This window comes from Alcanivorax sp. S6407 (genome assembly GCF_023016115.1).
In the GTDB taxonomy this organism is placed as follows: Bacteria; Pseudomonadota; Gammaproteobacteria; order Pseudomonadales; family Alcanivoracaceae; genus Alcanivorax.
The window spans coordinates 438,641-457,632 of record NZ_JALKBH010000002.1 but is presented as its reverse complement, the minus strand read 5'-3'; the positions used below and the strand labels follow the sequence as shown (position 1 = coordinate 457,632).

17 protein-coding genes are annotated in these 18,992 nt (G+C 59.6%); 8 read left to right on the top strand and 9 right to left on the bottom strand.

All coding sequences use genetic code 11. The features are described from left to right. Positions 1 to 59 precede the first annotated feature (59 nt). Positions 60 to 2,327, top strand: coding sequence for an FdhF/YdeP family oxidoreductase (locus MWU49_RS05320; RefSeq protein WP_246969081.1), 2,268 nt, complete (start codon positions 60 to 62; stop codon positions 2,325 to 2,327). Positions 2,328 to 2,338: 11 nt separating this feature from the next. Here MWU49_RS05320 and fdhD read toward each other — a convergent pair whose 3' ends face one another. Then, entirely contained in the window at positions 2,339 to 3,160 is an 822-nt protein-coding gene (gene fdhD / locus MWU49_RS05315) for a formate dehydrogenase accessory sulfurtransferase FdhD (RefSeq protein ID WP_246969077.1), read from the bottom strand. A gap of 220 nt (positions 3,161 to 3,380) precedes the next feature. Between fdhD and MWU49_RS05310 the strand changes: the two genes are divergently transcribed. Next, positions 3,381 to 4,145 carry an isoprenylcysteine carboxylmethyltransferase family protein gene (locus tag MWU49_RS05310; protein WP_246969074.1) on the top strand — a complete coding sequence of 255 codons (765 nt, stop codon included), beginning with the start codon at positions 3,381 to 3,383 and terminating at the stop codon, positions 4,143 to 4,145. 65 nt (positions 4,146 to 4,210) lie between these two features. Here the strand turns inward: MWU49_RS05310 and MWU49_RS05305 are convergent, their stop codons facing one another. Next, positions 4,211 to 4,714, bottom strand: a complete 504-nt coding sequence (locus MWU49_RS05305) for a DUF2505 domain-containing protein (protein WP_246969071.1) — start codon at positions 4,712 to 4,714, stop codon at positions 4,211 to 4,213. Positions 4,715 to 4,963: 249 nt separating this feature from the next. Between MWU49_RS05305 and MWU49_RS05300 the strand changes: the two genes are divergently transcribed. From MWU49_RS05300 to MWU49_RS05280, 5 genes are all read left to right on the top strand, one after another. Continuing rightward, complete coding sequence (locus MWU49_RS05300; RefSeq protein WP_246969070.1) at positions 4,964 to 6,580, top strand: choline dehydrogenase; 1,617 nt, start codon at positions 4,964 to 4,966, stop codon at positions 6,578 to 6,580. A 55-nt stretch (positions 6,581 to 6,635) separates the two neighbouring features. Continuing rightward, positions 6,636 to 8,264: a long-chain fatty acid--CoA ligase gene (locus MWU49_RS05295; protein ID WP_246969067.1), complete on the top strand. Its 1,629-nt coding sequence runs from the start codon at positions 6,636 to 6,638 to the stop codon at positions 8,262 to 8,264. A gap of 80 nt (positions 8,265 to 8,344) precedes the next feature. Beyond that, positions 8,345 to 8,959 (top strand): TetR/AcrR family transcriptional regulator, encoded by a 615-nt coding sequence (locus MWU49_RS05290; RefSeq protein ID WP_246969065.1) that lies wholly within the window; start codon positions 8,345 to 8,347, stop codon positions 8,957 to 8,959. A gap of 190 nt (positions 8,960 to 9,149) precedes the next feature. Next, on the top strand, positions 9,150 to 9,608 hold the full coding sequence (locus MWU49_RS05285) for a hypothetical protein (protein ID WP_246969062.1): 459 nt from the start codon (positions 9,150 to 9,152) through the stop codon (positions 9,606 to 9,608). A 274-nt stretch (positions 9,609 to 9,882) separates the two neighbouring features. Beyond that, positions 9,883 to 11,232, top strand: a complete 1,350-nt coding sequence (locus tag MWU49_RS05280; RefSeq protein ID WP_246969059.1) for a wax ester/triacylglycerol synthase family O-acyltransferase — start codon at positions 9,883 to 9,885, stop codon at positions 11,230 to 11,232. Here MWU49_RS05280 and MWU49_RS05275 read toward each other — a convergent pair. The 7 genes from MWU49_RS05275 to rnk all read right to left on the bottom strand — a co-directional run bounded on the left by MWU49_RS05275 (position 11,196) and on the right by rnk (position 17,183). After that, complete coding sequence (locus tag MWU49_RS05275; RefSeq protein ID WP_246969057.1) at positions 11,196 to 11,597, bottom strand: rhodanese-like domain-containing protein; 402 nt, start codon at positions 11,595 to 11,597, stop codon at positions 11,196 to 11,198. The two genes, MWU49_RS05280 and MWU49_RS05275, sit on opposite strands and share 37 nt — an antisense overlap. Before the next feature lie 10 nt (positions 11,598 to 11,607). Next, positions 11,608 to 12,345 (bottom strand): glutathione S-transferase N-terminal domain-containing protein, encoded by a 738-nt coding sequence (locus tag MWU49_RS05270; protein WP_246969055.1) that lies wholly within the window; start codon positions 12,343 to 12,345, stop codon positions 11,608 to 11,610. Beyond that, positions 12,342 to 13,859 (bottom strand): GMC oxidoreductase, encoded by a 1,518-nt coding sequence (locus MWU49_RS05265; protein WP_246969053.1) that lies wholly within the window; start codon positions 13,857 to 13,859, stop codon positions 12,342 to 12,344. The genes MWU49_RS05270 and MWU49_RS05265 overlap by 4 nt, the downstream gene beginning before the upstream one ends. Next, positions 13,859 to 14,353 (bottom strand): hypothetical protein, encoded by a 495-nt coding sequence (locus tag MWU49_RS05260; RefSeq protein ID WP_246969050.1) that lies wholly within the window; start codon positions 14,351 to 14,353, stop codon positions 13,859 to 13,861. Before MWU49_RS05260 ends, MWU49_RS05265 begins: the two co-directional genes overlap by 1 nt. A gap of 108 nt (positions 14,354 to 14,461) precedes the next feature. After that, positions 14,462 to 15,349 carry a LysR substrate-binding domain-containing protein gene (locus MWU49_RS05255; RefSeq protein ID WP_246969048.1) on the bottom strand — a complete coding sequence of 296 codons (888 nt, stop codon included), beginning with the start codon at positions 15,347 to 15,349 and terminating at the stop codon, positions 14,462 to 14,464. Further along, entirely contained in the window at positions 15,349 to 16,728 is a 1,380-nt protein-coding gene (locus MWU49_RS05250) for a class II fumarate hydratase (RefSeq protein ID WP_246969046.1), read from the bottom strand. Before MWU49_RS05250 ends, MWU49_RS05255 begins: the two co-directional genes overlap by 1 nt. 65 nt (positions 16,729 to 16,793) lie before the next feature. Next, positions 16,794 to 17,183, bottom strand: coding sequence for a nucleoside diphosphate kinase regulator (rnk, locus tag MWU49_RS05245; protein ID WP_246969043.1), 390 nt, complete (start codon positions 17,181 to 17,183; stop codon positions 16,794 to 16,796). Between the two features lie 320 nt (positions 17,184 to 17,503). On the opposite strand from rnk, the gene MWU49_RS05240 reads away from it, so the two are divergent. Next, a complete protein-coding gene (locus tag MWU49_RS05240; protein WP_246969040.1) occupies positions 17,504 to 18,856 on the top strand; it encodes a wax ester/triacylglycerol synthase family O-acyltransferase in 1,353 nt (450 codons plus the stop codon). Positions 18,857 to 18,992: the final 136 nt, after the last annotated feature.

Below are 18,992 nucleotides of genomic sequence, written 5' to 3'. Positions count from 1 at the left end.
CATCCCGCTGAGCGAAGCGTACTTGATAGGGACACGTTGCGATCAAGTGAAGGTGTCTCATGTCAGGTAAACGCAAGGTTCCAGGGGTCAAGGAATACGGAGGCCCTGCCGGGGGCTGGGGCGCCTTGAAGGCAACGGCGGAGGCTGTGCGCAGTGAGATGGATACGCTGCAGGCGCCGCTCACGTTATTGCGTACCAACCAGCCCAACGGTTTCGATTGCCCGGGTTGTGCCTGGCCCGATAAGGAACACGGTTCTACCTTTCAATTCTGTGAGAACGGCGCCAAGGCAGTGACCTGGGAGGCCACCAAAAAACGGGTGACGCCGGAATTCTTCGCCGCCCATTCCGTGACCGAATTGCTGAGCTGGCACGACCATGATCTGGAAGGCATAGGCCGGCTGACCCAGCCCATGGTCTACAACAGTGAAACGGATCATTACGAGCCCATCGAGTGGCAGGCGGCGTTTGATCGTATTGGCGAAATCCTGCGTGGGCTGGAGCCCAACCAGGTGGAGTTCTATACCTCTGGCCGGGCCTCCAACGAGGCTGCTTATCTTTACCAGCTGTTCGCCCGCGAGCTGGGCACCAACAACTTTCCCGACTGTTCGAATATGTGCCACGAAGCCACCAGCGTGGGTCTGCCGCGCTCCATCGGCATCGGCAAGGGCACGGTGTCACTGGATGACTTTGATCACTGCGAACTGATTCTTTCCATCGGCCACAACCCCGGTACCAATCACCCGCGGATGATGGGCACGCTGCATGAGGTGTCGCGGCGCAAGGTGCCGATCATGGTGTTCAATCCGCTCAAGGAGCGGTCGCTGGAACGCTTCGCGGACCCGCAGAACATGATTGAAATGGCTACTTACGGCTCTACCCCGATTGCTTCTTCCTATTTTCAGGTTCGTGCCGGCGGTGATGCAGCGGCGCTCAAGGGGATCATGAAAGGCGTTCTGCAACTGGAGCAGGATTCGGGTGGGGTGCTGGATCGGGAGTTTATCGATCAGCATACCGCGGGCTTCGAGGCGTTGGTCGCCGATATCGACGCCACCCAGTGGGCGGACATCGAGCGTGAAAGTGGCTTGCTGCAGAAAGATCTGGAAATGGTGGCGGCTGCTTATGCCCGCTCCAATGCCACTATTGTCACCTACGGCATGGGTATTACCCAGCACAACAAGGGCACGTCCAATGTGCGGCTGATTGCCGATCTGTTATTGCTAAAGGGCAACATCGGCAAGCCGGGGGCGGGCATCTGTCCGTTGCGTGGGCACTCCAACGTGCAGGGCAATCGCACGGTGGGGATTACTGAAAAACCCACCGCCGCTTTTCTGGAGAAATTGCAGGAGACTTTCGGGTTTACTCCGCCCAGCGAGCATGGTCATGACTCGGTGCAGACCATGGAAGCGATGATTGATGGCAGTGCGCGGGCCCTGTTGTGCCTGGGCGGTAACTTTGCGGTAGCCATGCCCGATACCGAGGCGAGTTATCCTGCCATGAAGAAGCTGGATCTTGGTGTGCATGTGGGCACCAAGTTGAACCGCTCCCATCTGCTGACTTCCAGGGAAACCTTCCTGTTTCCCTGCCTGGGCCGCACCGAACTGGACGAGCAGGCGGCTGGGCCCCAGTCGGTCACTGTGGAAGATTCCATGTCCATGGTGCATGCCTCCGCGGGCAAGCTGGCGCCAGCGTCTGACTGGCTGAAATCCGAGCCGGCGATTGTGGCAGGAATGGCAAAGGCCACGCTGCCGCACAGCAAGGTGGACTGGCTGGGACTGGTGGAAGATTACGATCGTATCCGTGACCTCATCGAAAAAACCATTACCGGGTTTGATGACTATAACGCCAGGATTCGTGAACCCGGAGGCTTTCGCATGCCATTGGCGGCTACCCAACGGATCTGGAATACCCCCTCTGGCAAGGCGGAGTTCTTTGTCTTCGATGGCCTGGAATCCAGTTGTGCGGTGACGGATGAAGAGGTGCTGCGTCTGGTGACGATTCGCAGTCATGATCAGTACAACACCACCATCTATGGTATGGATGATCGCTATAGAGGCGTCTTCGGTCGCCGCGATGTGGTGTTCATGAATGCACAGGACCTGGCGGATCGGGGGCTGGAACACGGTGACACGGTGGATATCGAAACCGCCCTGGACGGCAAGACGCTTCGCTATGAAAACCTGACGGCTATCGAGTACAAGATCGCGAGAGGTACGGTGGCCGCTTATTACCCGGAAGCCAATCGGCTGGTGCCGCTGGATTACAAGGATCAGGACAGTGGTACGCCGTCGTACAAGTCAGTGCCAGTAAGAATCAGCAAGAGTGCCTGACCCCGGGCGCATTATGGTGCCGGGCTGTAAAGGCGCGGGGCACTCTCGTGGGGTACGTGGATCAGGTTGAGGTGGTAGTGACGTGCCCAGCGCACTGTCACCTCGCTGGGGGCTGACAGGGTGGCGAGGGTACCGATGCGGGCCCGTACAGCCTTGTGCACCAGTTCCAGTCCGCAGCGGCTGGTGATGACCACTACCCCTTTGTTGGCATTGGTGTTCTCCCGGGCCATGGCGCCAATCAGTTTGTCCAGGGCGTTGTGTCTGCCGATATCTTCGCGGCAAAAACGGATTTCTCCCTGTTCGTCCAGATAGAGGGCTGCATGCAGGGCGCCACTGGTCTGGGCAAGTGTCTGGGCCCGGGCGATACGGTCGCGAAGCTCGTCAAACTGCTGCCAGTGGGGAATCGCTGCGGGCTCCAGTGGGGCAAGGTCCGGCATGGCCTGCTCCAGCGCCTCGACACCACAGATGCCGCAGCCGCTGGCGCCCATTAGCTGGCGCCGATGTTGTTTCAGGTGCCAGTGGGCGCGATGGGAAATCTCCACCTGTGCCAGCAGGGCATCGCTGTTCTGCTGGTACTGAATGTCGCGAATCTCGTTGGGCTCATCAATGATCCGGTTACTGATGCTGAAGCCGGTAATAAAGTCATCCAGATCATGGGGCGACACCATCATCACCGCCTGATTGATGCCGTTGAAGCTGATAGCCAGAGGCGTTTCTTCCGCCAGGGCGGTTGCGCCTGACCGACCGGACGGGCCGATTTCCTGGTAGGAAAAGGTGATCGGCTGCGACGGTGGGTCGGGATTGTCGGCCGGTGTCCAGGAGGAAGGGGCCATGGTGTACCTCGGTAAATAGTCCTCCTAGATTAGGCTAGATGGGACTGGGGCGTCCAACCTCTGTGGTCTCAATCGGGGACACGCATGAATTGGATGAGTTGATGCGTGTCCCCGATCGCCGCCCCGTTGGTGATCTGTGTGGATTTGTAGACCGGTTCCGGGATGCGTTACCTGAATGGGCACACACTCGTTGTCAGGACATACCATGGAGGGCTTTGTCATGGCGACTACTGCCAAGCAGACGGATATCAAGGAACATCATTCTCATGCCTATAGTTTGATCGCATATAGCGTTTTCGCCTATGTCATCGGTGTCACGGGGCTGGCCGCTCTTGTGTTTGCAATGGCGGGGCTATTACCGCTTGGCCAGATGGTGGTGGTAGCCGACAACAATGTGAGCGCAGGGTTTGTCAATCTGTTGTTACTTGCCATTTGGGGTGGGCAGCATTCCATCATGGCGCGACCGGCGTTCAAATCGTGGATCAACAGACATTTTTCCGCGGCCCTTGAGCGCAGTAATTATGTCTTGATGAGCGGCGCTGCACTGATGCTGGTGGTGGTGCTTTGGCAACCTTTGAACGGCGTTGGCTGGCAGGTCGAAGGGCGGGCGGCGATCCTGTTCTGGTTAATGTTTGTGGCCGGGTGGAGCTACCTGTTGGCGGCTACTTTTGCCATCAACCATTTTGATCTGTTCGGTTTGCGTCAGGCCTGGCTGGCCGCCCACAATCGCGAGTACACGCCGTTACCGTTCAAGGAAAACTGGATGTATCGCTATAGCCGCCATCCCATCATGCTGGGCGTGCTGGTGGGAGTCTGGTTTACCCCGGCGATGACAGCATCGGCGTTGATGATGGCGGTAGGACTGACGATCTATATCGCTATTGGTGTCTATTTTGAAGAAAAGGATCTTCGCAACAGTATCGGCCCCCGATACGACGATTATCGCCGGCGGGTTGGCGCGCTCTTTACCCTGAGAAAGCATTAAATGTCAGGATGAGGCAGAGGCCGCCGCTGCGGCCTTTTCCTGATTCTGTCATTACCAATATCCCTTCATTGATAACGCCTGGCCAGTTCTGCCATTACAATTTTGCCTTTCTCGTCATCGCGTTGAAATTTTCTGTCCAGATCCCGTGCCATCAGGGCGGCAATCTTCTGGCCCACCAGGGGCACGTTGACCTCGATGTCGAAGTCCAGATCCAGCACCGTCTCGCTATTCGCCTCAGACAGTTTCATGTTGCAGGTGACCTTTGCCGGAGTGCCGGTCATGTGAATGTCCAGGGTGCCGGTTCGCCTGGTCTGGTCCCAGCGATCTGTCTGGGTCAGGGTGACGGTGTCGTGGATAAATTTGCGGGCGAAGGCGGGTAAGGGGATTTCCAGGGAGACATCGCGGCGCACGGTGATGGTACTGATGCCGTTGTCGAGACGCTGCTCCAATAGCTGGATCCGCTGGGCACCGGTAAGGCGGTGTTTCTCAAGAAAATAGTCCTTGTCGGAAAACAGCTGAATCACCGTGGTGACCGGGTAAGGGTAGGTGCTTTGCTTGTGAAATCGCATCCCGTTCTCCCTCTGGGTGCTGATACTTCGAGATTACGATAACCGTGCCCTTGTGGCATCTGGCGTCCGCCGGATGGTCGGGCCGACGGGTTCACTGTGGACCGGCCCGCAAAGTTACAAAAAACAACCCAAAGGTTAGTACAAGGAAACTGGACAAATGACCAAATTAGGTGGTTGATTGGGTGCTGGCCTGCGAGGGCGCGATGCGCTGGGCCGCACAATACTGAAAAGAACAACAGGGAGTGCAAGATGGAATTTGATTACGTCATCGTCGGTGGCGGGTCGGCGGGTGCCGTTCTGGCAGCCCGGCTCAGTGAAGATCCTTCGATTTCCGTGTGCCTGCTGGAAGCCGGCGGCCAGGGTGATCACATCATGATTCGTGCACCCGCTGGCGTGGTCGCCATGCTGCCCAACGGCATGGTCAGCAACTGGGCGTTCGAGACCGAGCCCCAGCCCGGTTTGAACGGCCGTCTGGGTTATCAGCCCCGCGGCAAGGCCCTGGGCGGTTCAAGTGCCATCAATGCCATGCTCTATGTGCGTGGCCAGAAGGAAGATTACGACAACTGGGCCGAGCAGGGTTGTGCCGGCTGGTCCTGGGATGAAGTGCTCCCCTATTTCATCAAGTCAGAAAACAATGAAAACGGTAGCGATGCGTTTCATGGTGCCGATGGGCCGCTGCATGTCAGCAACCAGAAATCTCCCCGCCCGGTAACCCATGCCTTTGTTGAATCGGCCAGACAGGCCGGCTACCCGGTAGTAGAGGACTTCAATACTGGCGATAACGAGGGTGCGGGTATCTACCAGGTGACCCAGTTTCACGGCCAGCCGAAAAACGGCGAGCGTTGCTCCACGGCAGCAGGCTTCCTGCATCCTGTCATGGATCGCAGCAATCTCACCGTGATCACTGCGGCCCACGCGACCCGCATTGTCTTCGAGGGTAAGCGAGCCACCGGGGTGGCATATCACCAGAAGGGACAGGATGCGGTGGTGAAAGCGAAACGTGAGGTGCTGGTGGCGGGTGGCGCCTTCGGTAGCCCACAATTGCTGCAGCTTTCGGGGGTCGGTCGGCCGGAAGATATCACTCCCCACGGCATCGACATGGTCCACGAACTGCCCGGCGTGGGCCAGAATCTGCAGGATCACATTGATTTCATCCTGTCCTATCGATCAAAAGATACCGACAACTTCGGCATCGGCATTGCCGCCAGCTTCAATCTGTTCAAGCACATCCTGCAATGGCGAAAAGATGGTACCGGCATGATTGCCACGCCTTTCGCGGAAGGGGCCGCTTTCGTCAAATCCGAGGCATCTGTCACTCGCCCCGATCTACAGCTGCACTTTGTCATTTCGGTGGTCGACGACCACGCCCGCAAGCTCACCCTGGGCCATGGTTTCAGCTGTCACGTCTGTGTGCTGCGCCCCCATTCCCGCGGCCGGGTGTTCCTCAAGAGTGGTGATCCGCTGGCGGCGCCGGGGATTGACCCCAATTTCCTGGGCGACGATCGCGATCTGGAAACCCTGCTCAAGGGGGCCAAGATCACCCGCAATATTCTGGAAGGCGAGCCGCTGGCGAAGTATCGCGAAGAGCCCATGTTCGGGGTGCGCCCTGACTTTACCGACGAAGACTGGAGAGATCACCTGCGCTCCCGCTCCGATACCGTTTACCACCCGGTGGGCTCCTGCAAGATGGGCCTGGACGACATGGCGGTTGTCGACCCGCAATTGAAAGTCCGTGGTCTGGAAGGACTGCGTGTGGTGGATGCTTCCGTGATGCCGTCGCTGGTTAGCGGCAACACCAATGCTCCCACCATCATGATTGCGGAAAAAGCCGCAGACATGATCAAGGCAGATCAGGCTCAAGCCTGACAAGACCTGTTTAAAAAAACGATAAAGAAAACTTTTTAGATTCAGGAGAGAGAGTATGAATGGCACCATGATGTATGACTCACTGACGGTGGGGTCCCTGCTGGACCACGCCATGAACTACCATGCCGGCACGGAAGTGGTATCGGTGGAAGTGAGCGGTGAGGTTGAACACCTGACCTGGGGAGACGTGGCTCGCAATGCCCGGCGCCTGGCCGCAGTGCTCGACAAGCTGCAGGTGCCAGCCGGCAGCCGCTGCGCCACTATTGCCTGGAATAATCGGCGTCATCTTGAAATCTACTATGGCGTGGCCTCCAGTGGTCGCATCACCCACACCATCAATCCCCGCCTGCCCCCCGAACAGCTGATCTACATTGTGGAAGATGCCGACGATCAGGTGCTGTTTTTCGACCGCACCTTTTTGCCTGCCGTTGCGGCACTGAAACCCAAGCTCAAGAGTGTCCGCCATTTTGTGTTGATGGGGGCCCGTGATGCGGAAGCGGAAGGCATGCTCGAAGGCCTCAAATTCTATGACGAGCTGCTTGAGGAAGTGGAACCCCTGGCCAACTGGCCGGAGGTGGATGAACGTAGCCCGGCGGCCCTGTGTTATACCTCTGGAACCACCGGCAACCCGAAAGGCGTGCAGTACACCCATCGCTCCACCGTGTTGCATTCACTGGGCGGTAACCAGCCCGATGGCCTGGCTATCTCGGCGCGCGACACCGTGCTGCCGGTGGTCCCCATGTTCCATGTCAACGCCTGGGGTGTGCCCTATGTGGCCGCTGCTGTTGGTGCCAAGCTGGTGTTGCCGGGGCCGCATCTGGATGGCGACAGTCTGGTCAACCTGCTGAACGCCGAGTCCGTCAGCCTGGCACTGGGTGTGCCGACCATCTGGATGGGGTTGCTGGAAGCCATGGCCCGTACCGGCAAGAAGCCGGAAAGTCTCAAGCGTACGGTGGTCGGGGGCTCGGCGCTGCCGCCTTCCATGATCAACCAGTTCCGGGACAAGTATGGCGTCGATCTGATCCATGCCTGGGGTATGACCGAAACCTCTCCATTGGGCACCATGAACCAGTTGTTGCAGAAGCATGAGCATCTCAGTGCGGAAGAGCAGGCGCTGCTTCGTCAGGGCCAGGGACGCCCGCCCTATGGCGTGTCATTGAGAATTGTCGATGAAGCGGGTAACGAACTGCCACGTGACGGTGAGACCCAGGGGGACCTGCAGATCCGCGGTCACTGGATTGTGGAAAGCTATTTCGGCAAGAACGAATCGGCACTGACCGCCGATGGCTGGTTTGATACCGGTGATGTGGCCACTCTGGATGCGGATGGCTACATGATCATTCGGGATCGCTCCAAGGACATCATCAAGTCTGGCGGGGAATGGATTTCCACCGTGGAGCTGGAAAACATCGCTATCGCCCACCCCGGTATCGCCAATGCCGCGGCAATTGCTGCCCGTCACCCCAAGTGGGATGAGCGCCCGGTACTGATTGCGGTGAAGAATGGCGAAGCTGATGTATCGGAGGAAGCCTTGCTGGCGTTCTACGATGGCAAGGTGGCCAGCTGGCAGGTGCCGGACAAGGTCATCTTTGTGGAAGATCTGCCGCTGGGTGCCACCGGCAAGGTGATGAAGAACCAGCTCCGTGAACGCTTCGGCGAGGTGCTGATGGAAGCGCAAGGCTGATCCTCTCTCCTGAAATGGGCGTAGGCAGTGCCGGGTCGTACCTGGTGCTGCCTGTGATTTGGAGGTGGAGGTGAGGCAGCATGATGGATTCCCTACCGGAAAAATTGCAGCAGCGCGCGCAGCGAAATGCCCAGAAGCGTAATGAAAAGAAAGCGCTGATTGCGGACAGTGCCCTGCAGGCTTTGCAGGAACTTGGCTTTGCCAATACCAGTCTGCGCGACATCGCGGCCAGGGCGGATTTGTCCCTGGGCATGCTGCATTACTATTTTGAAGACAAGGCCGAGTTGATCGCTTACTGCGTGCTGGCCTACAAGGCTGATTTTCTTGCCTACCTGAAAAGTGCCCTCGATGGCAGCGAAGGACGGGAGGCGGTGATTCAGCGGCTGGCCGAAGCGCTGGCAGCATCGATTTTCAATGATGGCCCTACCCACCGGTTGTGGTATGACATTCGTAACCAGGCCCTGTTCGACCCCTCGTTTCGCGACACGGTGAATGATATCGAGCAGGGGCTCATCGAGGTGCTGGCCCAGGCCTGGGTGCAGGCCGGCCATGATGTCGGTGCTTTCTCGCCGTTGCTCTATTCGGCCATGGACGGTGCCTTCCGTTATCTGATGCAGCACCATGCGATGTCGCCAGCCACGGGTCAGCAGGACATTGCCGCTGATCTGGCGCGGGTGTTGGAGCGGATTCTGTAACATCGGCAAGCGCAGTTATCAAAGGCCGGTGCCCCTGCATGAGCCGTACAATGGATAAACGGCTGAGACCTTCCCTGACACAGGTCAGTATTCTGTTGGCAGGAGGGCGCATACTGGAGGCATGTCAGCATGGGATGGCTGCAGGCTGGTGTCTGAGCCCATGGCGTTAATCTGGACAGGGAGAAGCAAGATGAGCGTAGAAACGGTAAGAGACGTGATGGAATTGGCCCGTAAGGTCCATCACCACGTGGCCAGGGACCTGGATACCCGTTTTACCGTGGAAGGACAGGAACGGATCCGTATGTTGCTGGCCTATCTGAGTGATCATGAGGCTAAGCTGGAGAAGGTCATCGAACAGTCCGAGGCCGATGCCGCCGGCGGTGCCCTTGATACCTGGCTGACGGATTACCTCAACAATGCACCGACACTGAAGCATCTGGCCGAGCCGCTGGACTTCCGCAGCGATGATGCCGATGTGCTGGTGATGCGGGTGCTGGAGCTTCACGAGCACCTGATCGGTCTCTATCAGCACCTGGCTGAAAAGGCGCCGACCCCGGCCGTGGCGGAATTGCTGGGGGCCTTGCAGGAGCTTGAGCGCCACGAAGCCATGCGCATGGCCCGGGATGTGGGCCGGATGAGTGAGCTTTAACCGAACGCGATCGTCGGCGTTCGAAGAAATCGACCCCGCTCCGAAAGGGATTTCGGAGCCTTGCTTCCTTTTCTCTTTTTCCTTTCTCTTCCATCCTATGTAAACAGGGCGAGGCACGGTTGTATCTGTCGATAACCAAAAACAACGAATATGGCAATGAGTGCAGGGCCATAATGCGGACAATGAAGAGTTTGGTGTCTGTGTCAGGAGAGTGACACAGTGGATCCTGTCCGGTGGCACCTCACTACCAAGAATAACTCACTGGGAGCAGAGTATGGCGCGCAAACTTTCCATTATGGATTCCGGCTGGCTGATGATGGAAACCCGGGAAACCCCGATGCATGTTGGCGGGCTGGCGCTGTTCGATCTCCCTGAAGATGCGCCCGCTGACTACATGGAAAGCATGTATCGCTATCTGGTGGACGTGGACGGTATCTGCCGACCTTTCAGCCAGAAGATTCAGGCGCATTTGCCGCTGCGTATGGATGCGGCCTGGGTAGAAGACGAGAACTTTGATATCGACTATCACGTGCGCCACTCGGCGCTGCCGCGCCCGGGCCGGATCCGGGAGCTGCTGGCGCTGGTATCGCGTCTGCATGCCCAGCGGCTCGATCCCAGCCGCCCCCTGTGGGAGTGCTATCTGATCGAAGGCATCGAAGGTAATCGCTTTGCGCTCTACACCAAGATGCATCATTCCATGGTGGACGGCATGGCCGGCATGCACCTGATGCAGTCGCGCATGGCCAAGAGTGCGGACGAACAAATACCCGCGCCCTGGTCCGGTGCCTGGGATGCCAACAAGCCCAAACGCTCCCCAGGCGAAAAGGTGAAGGCCTCTGTACGTCAGGGTTTCAGCAATGTTTCCAAGGGCACTGGTCAGTTGGTAGACCTGTTGCGCCAGCCGAAAGACAGCAATGTAAAGACCATTTACCGGGCGCCGAAGACCCAGCTCAACCGGCGGGTGACCGGGGCGCGACGGTTTGCCGCCCAATCCTGGTCGCTGCCGCGCATCAGGGCGGCAGGCAAGAAACACAACGGCACGGTGAACGATATCTTCCTGGCCATGTGCGGCGGCGCATTGCGTCGTTACCTGCTCAGTCAGGACAGCTTGCCGGATGAAGCACTGGTCGCCCAGGTGCCGGTGGCTTTGCGCAGTGCCGATCAGGCCGGCGAGGGCGGTAACGCCATTACCACCGTGCAGGTCAGTCTTGGCACTCACCTGGATTCACCGGAAGAGCGGCTGGCGGCGATTCAGGATTCCATGAAGTCGGTGAAAGGCCGGCTCGGCGACATGCAAAAGGCCGAAATCGATGTCTATACCCTGCTCACCAATGTGCCCCTGTCGCTGGGACAGATCACTGGTTTGTCCGGGCGGGTGAGCCCCATGTTCAACCTTGTCATTTCCAATGTGCCAGGACCGAAACAGACGCTCTACCTGAATGGTGCCGAGATGCAGGCGACCTATCCGGTATCCCTGGTGCTGCACGGCTATGCCCTGAATATCACCGTGGTCAGCTACAAGGACAGCCTGGAATTCGGGGTGATAGGCTGCCGCGATACCCTGCCACACATCCAGCGTTTCCTGGACTACTTCGAGGAATCCTTGGCCGAGCTGGAAGGTTGAGCCTTCCTGTATTCCGGGTCGCCCGTCTTTTGTAGCGGCAAGCCCTGGGCTTTCCATTCCAGCATTCCTCCCGCCAGCTGTGAGGCATTGAACCCCATTGCCTCAAGCTGGCGTGTCGCCGGAAGGCTGCGATGGGCCGAGCGACAAATAGCCACTACCGGCCTGTTCGGGTCCAGCGCCAGTGCTTCGATGGCATGTCGCCTGAAATCCGTAATGGCAAGATGACGGGCACCGGGGATGTGGCCACTGAGAAATTCCCGGCGAGTCCGCACATCCACAATCTGTACCTCACTCAGCCTGTGATAGAGCTGCGTTGGTGCCACTTCCGGCACTTTGCCGAGTGGTAACCATTGGAAGATTTTCACCTCCCTCACCTCACTGTCCGTACTGGTTTTGCAGGTAGCGGATAATGGCTCTGGATTCATACAGGCCTTCTTCTGTGTTCGGGTCATACAGGTAGGGAAATTGCACGCGCCCGGTTTTTTCCTGCAGCTGGGCCCGATTGGTGTCGGGCAGTGGACGGTAGGGGCCCTTGCCGGGTCTTAACCATGGCAGGCCCTGATCGCTGAGCTGCTGTTTGCCGCCATTACGCAGTATGTAAGGGAGGCCCAGTTCACTGAGACGTTCACGGACCAGGCGGGCAAACGGGCTGGCTTCGAAGCTGTAAAGTTCCAGAGGCGCTGCCGGTCTGGTCGATGCACGGCCTCGGGTGCCCCTGGCAAGCCGTAGCCCGCTGGCCAGCTTGCTGGTCCAGGGGGCGGGAGTGCGGCGCGGAGGTTGCCCCTTCCCGTAGCGGGTATGCAGGTAGGCAATGATGGCTTCGCTTTCGCCCAGTTGTTCACCACTGTTGGGGTCCACCAGAAAGGGAACACGGCGTTGGCCGCTTGCCTGTTCCAGTGCCTCCCAGTGCCCCGGCTGGCCCTTGGGGCAGGGCTTGATCAGCACATCCAGATCCAGCTCGGTTAGCGCTTCCCGCACCGGGCGGCACCAGGGGCAGCCCTCCATGTCATAGAGCTCCAGAATTTTTTCCGGTTGCCGGGTACGCACCATGGCAGCGGCGCCTCGCCATTGGCGTGCGGTGGAAGCGAGCATAGAAGAAGCAAGATTGATCATGCTGTTGTCCTGTTTTCATTCGCGGAGATGGGGTGATCCTGTATTGCCCTGGCCAGCCCCAGTGCCACATGGCGGGACCAGGCGGCAATGGTCATGGAGGGCGGTGTACCGGGGGCGGCCGGCAAGGCCGCGGCGTCCGCCACATACAGGTGAGGGTGGCCGAATACCTGGCCGCTGCCATCCACGACACCGTCTTTTTCGGTACCCGCCAGGCGGGCCCCACCCAGTGGATGAACGGTAAAGGGAAGGTCGGAGAGGGTGCGAACCGGGCGCTGGCTGCGGCGGGCGACTTCCGCAAAAAGCGCCTTGATGTCGGCCAGTATCGGGCTGTTGTCGGCCAGGTAGCGAATCCGCAGCCGGCCGCGGTGCCAGCTGGCAACGCCGTCGGCCTGGTCTGCGCCCATGGCAACCAGCAGGGCGTCCCGGCGCAGGCGCCTTTTCAGCATGTCGGGCAGGGGCAAGGTGTCGATACCGTTGAATCCGTAACGGCTCAGGTTCGGGCCGGGCTGAGCCTTGCCTGTGCGGGGATCGCGCAGTGCAAAACGGCCATGAGTGGCGGTGCCTCGTGTGAAGTCTGCGCCTTCCTGATTTAGCGCCCACCATGCGACACAGTCTCCATTGCCTGCAAAGCCGTGTCCCAGGGCCGGCATGCCGCCAAGCCCCCCCAGCGCACGGCTGCGAAACAACAGGCGCAGCGTATTGAGGGTGCCGGCGGCAAGGATGACGCGATCGGCCAGCAGGTATCGACGCCGGCGGGCAGCGTAATCCATGACCTCCAGTCGGTAGCCTCCGTCGGCAAGGCGCCAGAGGCTCAGGCATTCGTGTTCAGCCGCTACCTCCAGGCCCCGCTCCATGGCGGGCAGGAGCAGGGCCCGGTCCAGCGTCATCTTGGCGCCGTTGGCGCTGCCGAAGAAACTGTTGTTGGCATAGTCCTCCTGCTGCCCATCCATACGAATCGCCATGGCCGGCTGCGGCACGCTGTCATCCGCCACAAAGGCGGTGGTATTGGCAAAGGCCTGCGGGGTCCAATTGGGGATGCGGTCTTCTGCCCGGGCCTGGCGTGCGCCCATGCGCTCAAGCATCCACTGATAGTGCTTGTCCATGTCGGCGGCACGGATACCGGCCTCGGGTCGTTCCCAGTAATCACCGTCTTCGGGGCGCGTATTCATGGCGCTATAGACATGGCTGCCCCCGCCTACACTGTTGCTGGCAACTACGGTCATGTCTCTGCCCAGGTGGATATCGAACAGCCCGCGTCGTGACCAGCGCCAGCCCAGGCCGGAAAGCCGGCGATGGCCGATCCGGTGAATGAGACCGGTGAGGGCATGGCGACCGGCAGGCAGGGGGGCGCGGCGGTCAATGCCGGCCTCACGAGTGGCGGAGGTATCGCGCCATGGCCCACGTTCCAGCAACAACACGGACTCACCCGCATCGACCAGGGTGCTGGCGGCCACAGCACCACCAAAGCCGCTGCCGATAACGATGGTCGAATGAGGTTGGATGGCAGCCGGCATCAGTGTGTCTCCTGCAAAGTGAAATAGAGCAGGGTGTGGGTGTCACGACGGGTGCGGTATCGCATGCGGGCCAGAAAGAGCCCATCCTGGAAGCGCCGCACTTCACCGAGGATCGGGCGCAGCAGGGCGGGGTTGCCATCCACATTGTAATCCAGCGCCAGTACAGCATTGTCCGTGTGAGGCTGAATCCGGTACTGCCCCCAGCGGCCTTGCAGACGGCCGTGACCCCACAGGTTGGCCCCGTTATCACCGTCAAACTGCTTGCCTTCCCAGGGATTGAGCCAGGTCGCCAGCAGCCGGTAGAGCATGCCCTTGAAGGCTACAGGCAGGCCGCTGAGCCCGCGGATGCCAAACAGGGTGCCCTGGTACTCGCCCTGCAATTCTGACGGCTGTGCCGCGGGCAGGGTGGCAAAAAGGGCATCCAGTTCGTCCTGTCGGTGACTGGCAAGGAAGGTACGGGGAGGCAGTGATGAAAGGGTATGAAGACTGGCCATGGGCGAAATCCTTGAAGCGGTTTCCGCACTAATCTAGGCAGACCACGGCTGGCCGACAAACGATAAAAATTAACGGTTCAGGTTAGCTGTTCTTATCTGAGTCGGGCTTCAGTCCGGCAACTCGGCAAGTCGCCCCCGGAGCCAGTCGATAAAGGCCCGGCCTCCCCCCGGGAGATCCGTGTTCTCCGGATAAACGGCATAGATGGCGCCGTCCAGGGGGCCGATGGGTGGAAAGGGGGCTTCTACGCGGCCACTCTGCACCAGCGAATATTCCACCGGGTAAATGGCAAGCGCGGCGCCCAGCGTTTCTGCTGCCTGTACGGCAGCAGGGTAGTCGTCTACGTAATAGTTCGGCCCGGACGGGGCCGGCAACGCGAGCTTCTCGAACCATTGCTGCCAGGCTTCCGGGCGCCCGGTCATGTGTACCAGGGGCACCTGACTCATGGCTTGTACATTTCCCTGCAGGCCAAAGCGCTCGGAAAAACCATTGGGGGTAAAGACCTGAATCATCACATCGGCCAGCTTTTCATGGCTCAGTCCGGGCCAGGGGGGCTGGCCATAACGGATGGCGAGATCGAAGGCGCCATTATTCAGATCCACATTGGCCAGATTGGTTTCCACCTCCAGCTCCACGTCAGGGTGTCGGGCGCGAAAGGCTTCCATGCCGGGCAGGACCACTCGGGCGGCAACCGGTGGCATGACGCTGACCCGAAGCCGGTCGTGACGTGGGGCGGTCAGAGCGCGGGTGGCACGACGCAGCCCGTTGAGGTGCGAACGGATCTGGCCGAGGTAGTCCTGCCCCTCCTGGGTCAGTGTCAACGAGCGGTTGTGCCGCTCAAACAGTTTGACGCCGAGGCTGTCCTCCAGTTGCTGAATCTGCTGGCTGACGGCGGAAGGGGTCACATGCAGCTCTTGTGCTGCCTGTTTGAAACTGAGTTGCTGGGCAGCGGCTTCGAAAGTCACCAGCAGATTGAGGTTGGGAAGTGGTCGACGCATCAGCCCGGGTTGCCTTCTGTCAGGGTGGCCGGGTCCAGCAGCCGTTCCAGTTCCTCCCGGCCCAGGTCGGTGTGCTCCTCGGCCACCTCGATAATCGGCCGGCCTTCCTTGTAGGCCAGCTTGGCAATCTCGGCAGCTTTCAGGTAACCGATGATGGGGTTGAGGGCGGTGACCAGAATCGGGTTGCGAGCCAGGGCCTCATTGAGCTTGTCTTCTCTCACCGTGAAAGTGGCGATGGCCTTGTCGGCCAGCAGCCGGCTCACGTTGCTGAGCAGGGTGAGGCTTTCCAGCAGATTTTTTGCCACCAGCGGAAGCATCACATTCAGTTCAAAATTCCCCGATTGCCCGGCTACTGTCAGGGTGGTGTCGTTGCCAATCACCTGGGCGGCGACCATGGCGGCGGCTTCCGGAATCACCGGGTTGACCTTGCCGGGCATGATCGAGGAACCCGGTTGCAGCGCTTCCAGTTCAATCTCGCCCAGCCCGGCCAATGGACCGGAATTCATCCAGCGCAGATCGTTGGCGATCTTCATGATCGACACGGCGGTGGTTTTCAGTTGCCCGGACAGGGCCACGGCTATGTCCTGGGAGCCGATATGGGTAAAGAAATTGGCTGCCGGGGTAAAGGTCAGGCCGGTGTCTGTACTGAGCGCCTGGCTGAAACGGACAGCGAAATCGGGGTGAGCATTGATGCCGGTGCCCACCGCGGTGCCGCCCTGGGCCAGGCTCTGCAGCGAGGGTTGCAGGTGTTGCAGCTGGCGGATGTTGTGTTCGATCTGGTCTGCCCAGGCGTTGAGTGACTGGCTCATGCGCACGGGCATGGCATCCATCAGATGAGTGCGACCGGTTTTCACAAAGCGGTGTACCTGTGTGGCTTTTTCCCGGGTGACGGTGACCAGATGCTCAAGGGCGGGCAGCAGGTCTTCCGCCAGGGCGAGGGCGGCGCTGATGTGGATAGACGAGGGGATCACATCATTGCTGCTCTGGCCGAAGTTGATGTGATCGTTGGGACTGACCGGCTGGCCGTAACGACGGCTGGCCAGGGTCGCCAGTACCTCGTTGGCATTCATGTTGGAGCTGGTGCCGGAGCCGGTCTGGAACACGTCCACCGGGAAGTGTTCCATGAAGTCCCCGTCGAGTAGCTCGTCCACGCAGTGACAAATCGCCTCACCCATTGCGGTGGGGATCTGCTCCAGCTGGCTGTTGGCTTCGGCGGCGGCGCGTTTGGCCAGCAGCAGGGCACGAACAAAGGCGGCAGGAAGTCGCTGTCCACTGACCGGGAAGTTGTCGATGGCGCGTTGTGTCTGGGCGCCATAGAGGGCGTCCGAAGGTACCTCGAGCTCGCCCATGCTGTCTTTCTCGATGCGGAAGCGTGTCATGTAGTTCTCCCTGTCATTGCCCTTGTTTTGAGTGTAGCAGTTGAGAGGCTGCCGGGAACCGGGGGTTAACCCGGTTCGGCGCTGCTGACCTCCAGCAGCTGCAAGTGCAGGGTGCGTTGCCGGTACGGCCAGTGAATGCTGTCGCCGACGCTTAGCCCCAGCAGGGCAGCCCCCGCCGGGCTGAGGATGGAGATGGCATCCGGGTAGTGGCCGGTGTCTTGCGGCAACACCAGCACGCGCTGGTGCTCCTTGCCGCTGTCGGTGTCACGAAAACGCAGATGACTGCCCAGGCAAACGGTGCCCTCGGGAAGTTGCTCCGGCGTGACGATACGGGCGCGTTCCAGTTCAACATAAAGGTGCTCGGTTTCATCGCTGTCATCGGGCTGCTGTTCCAGCAGGGCATAGAGACGGGCGCGGTCCACGGTGGTGACCGTAATAGGGGGTAAATTGGCCATTTTGTTCTCCTGACAAGGGCGGCGTTGGTAAGGATGAAGGTGCTGTTGGCGCCGAACTTCCGGCGCAGGCACGGCCGTTCGGCGTCAGGAGAGAAAGGCAGGGATGCTCGCAACCACGCCGCTTGCAGGGGTGATTGTCAGGAAGGAGGAAGGCAGGCTCACCAGTACGGGAGCAAAGGCATCAGTCATGTGCTGAGCGTAACAGAACGTAAAGCGTTGTCCAGATGGCTCATTCCGAACCGGGTTCTGTCATGGTGCACTTTTCATGCCCGGCGTAGGTTACAGGCACATTAAGGCGCTATCGCTCAGGAGAATGCACAGTGGGCAAGAAACTTTCCATTTTTGACGCCGGTTTTCTGATGATGGAAACCCGCGAAACCCCCATGCACATCGGCATGCTGCAGCTCTATGGTCTGCCTGAGGATGCCCCTGATGATTACCTGGAACAGAACTATCGCCGCATGGTGGATGTGGAAGGTATCTGCCGTCCGTTCAATCAGAAGCTGCACTCTCGGGTGCCCGGCAAGGTGGATGCCTCCTGGGTGACCGATGAGAACTTCGATATCGACTATCACGTGCGTCACTCGGCACTGCCGCGTCCCGGCCGGGTGCGTGAGCTGTTGGCGCTGGTGTCACGTCTGCATGCCCAGCGCCTCGACCCCAGCCGTCCGCTGTGGGAGAGCTACCTGATCGAGGGGCTGGAAGGGAACCGTTTTGCGGTCTACAACAAGATGCACCACTCCATGATGGATGGTGCTGGCGGTATGAACCTGCTGCAATCGCGCATGTCCACCAGCCCGGATACCAGCTTCCCGCCGCCGTGGTCTTCCGAGTGGAATACCCGCCTGCCGCAGAAGCGCAAAAAGAAGAAGGCGGCGCCAGTGGGCCTGATCAAGTCTCTGCGTAATGTGCAGCGGGGCACCAGCCAGTTTGTCGACCTGATGCGTCAGCCCAAGGAAAGCAACATCAAGACCATCTACCAGGCCCCCAAGACGGTATTCAACCACCGGGTCACCGGTGCGCGCCGCTTCGCTGCCCAGTCCTGGTCACTGGAGCGCATCAAGAAGGCTGCCGAGAAACACAACGGCACCGTCAACGATATGTTCCTGGCCATGTGCGGTGGCGCCATGCGTCGCTACCTGTTGTCTCTGGACAAGCTGCCCAACGACCCGCTGGTGGCCCAGGTACCGGTGGCGCTGCGCTCCATGGAAGAATCCGGTGAGGGCGGTAATGCGATCACCACGGTGCAGGTCAGCCTGGGTACCCATCTGCATGATCCGGTGGAGCGCCTGGAAGCCATCAAGGATTCCATGAACGGGGTGAAAGATCGTCTCCGCTCCATGGAAAAGGCCGAGATCGATATCTTCACCATGATCTCCAACCTGCCGTTGTCCGTGGGCCAGATGACCGGGATTTCCGGCCGGGTAAACCCGCTGTTCAATCTGGTGATTTCCAATGTGCCGGGGCCGAAGCAGCCACTGTACATGGGCGATGCCAAGATGCTGGCGTCCTACCCGGTATCCCTGGTGATGCACGGTTACGCCCTGAATATCACCGTGTTCAGCTACTGCGACAGTCTCGAATTCGGCATCATCGCCTGCCGCGAAACCCTGCCACGGATTCAGCGTATGCTGGATTATCTGGAAGAATCGCTGGTGGAGCTGGAAGGCTGATTTGCCGGGTCTGCCCCTTGCTTCCTTGTGGGGCTGACACTGAAATCGAAACCCGTCTGGACACAAAAAAGAGCCCGTTTCGGGCTCTTTTTTTGGGCCGCTCTGCGGCCGCAACACGCTTCACGCTTCACGCTTC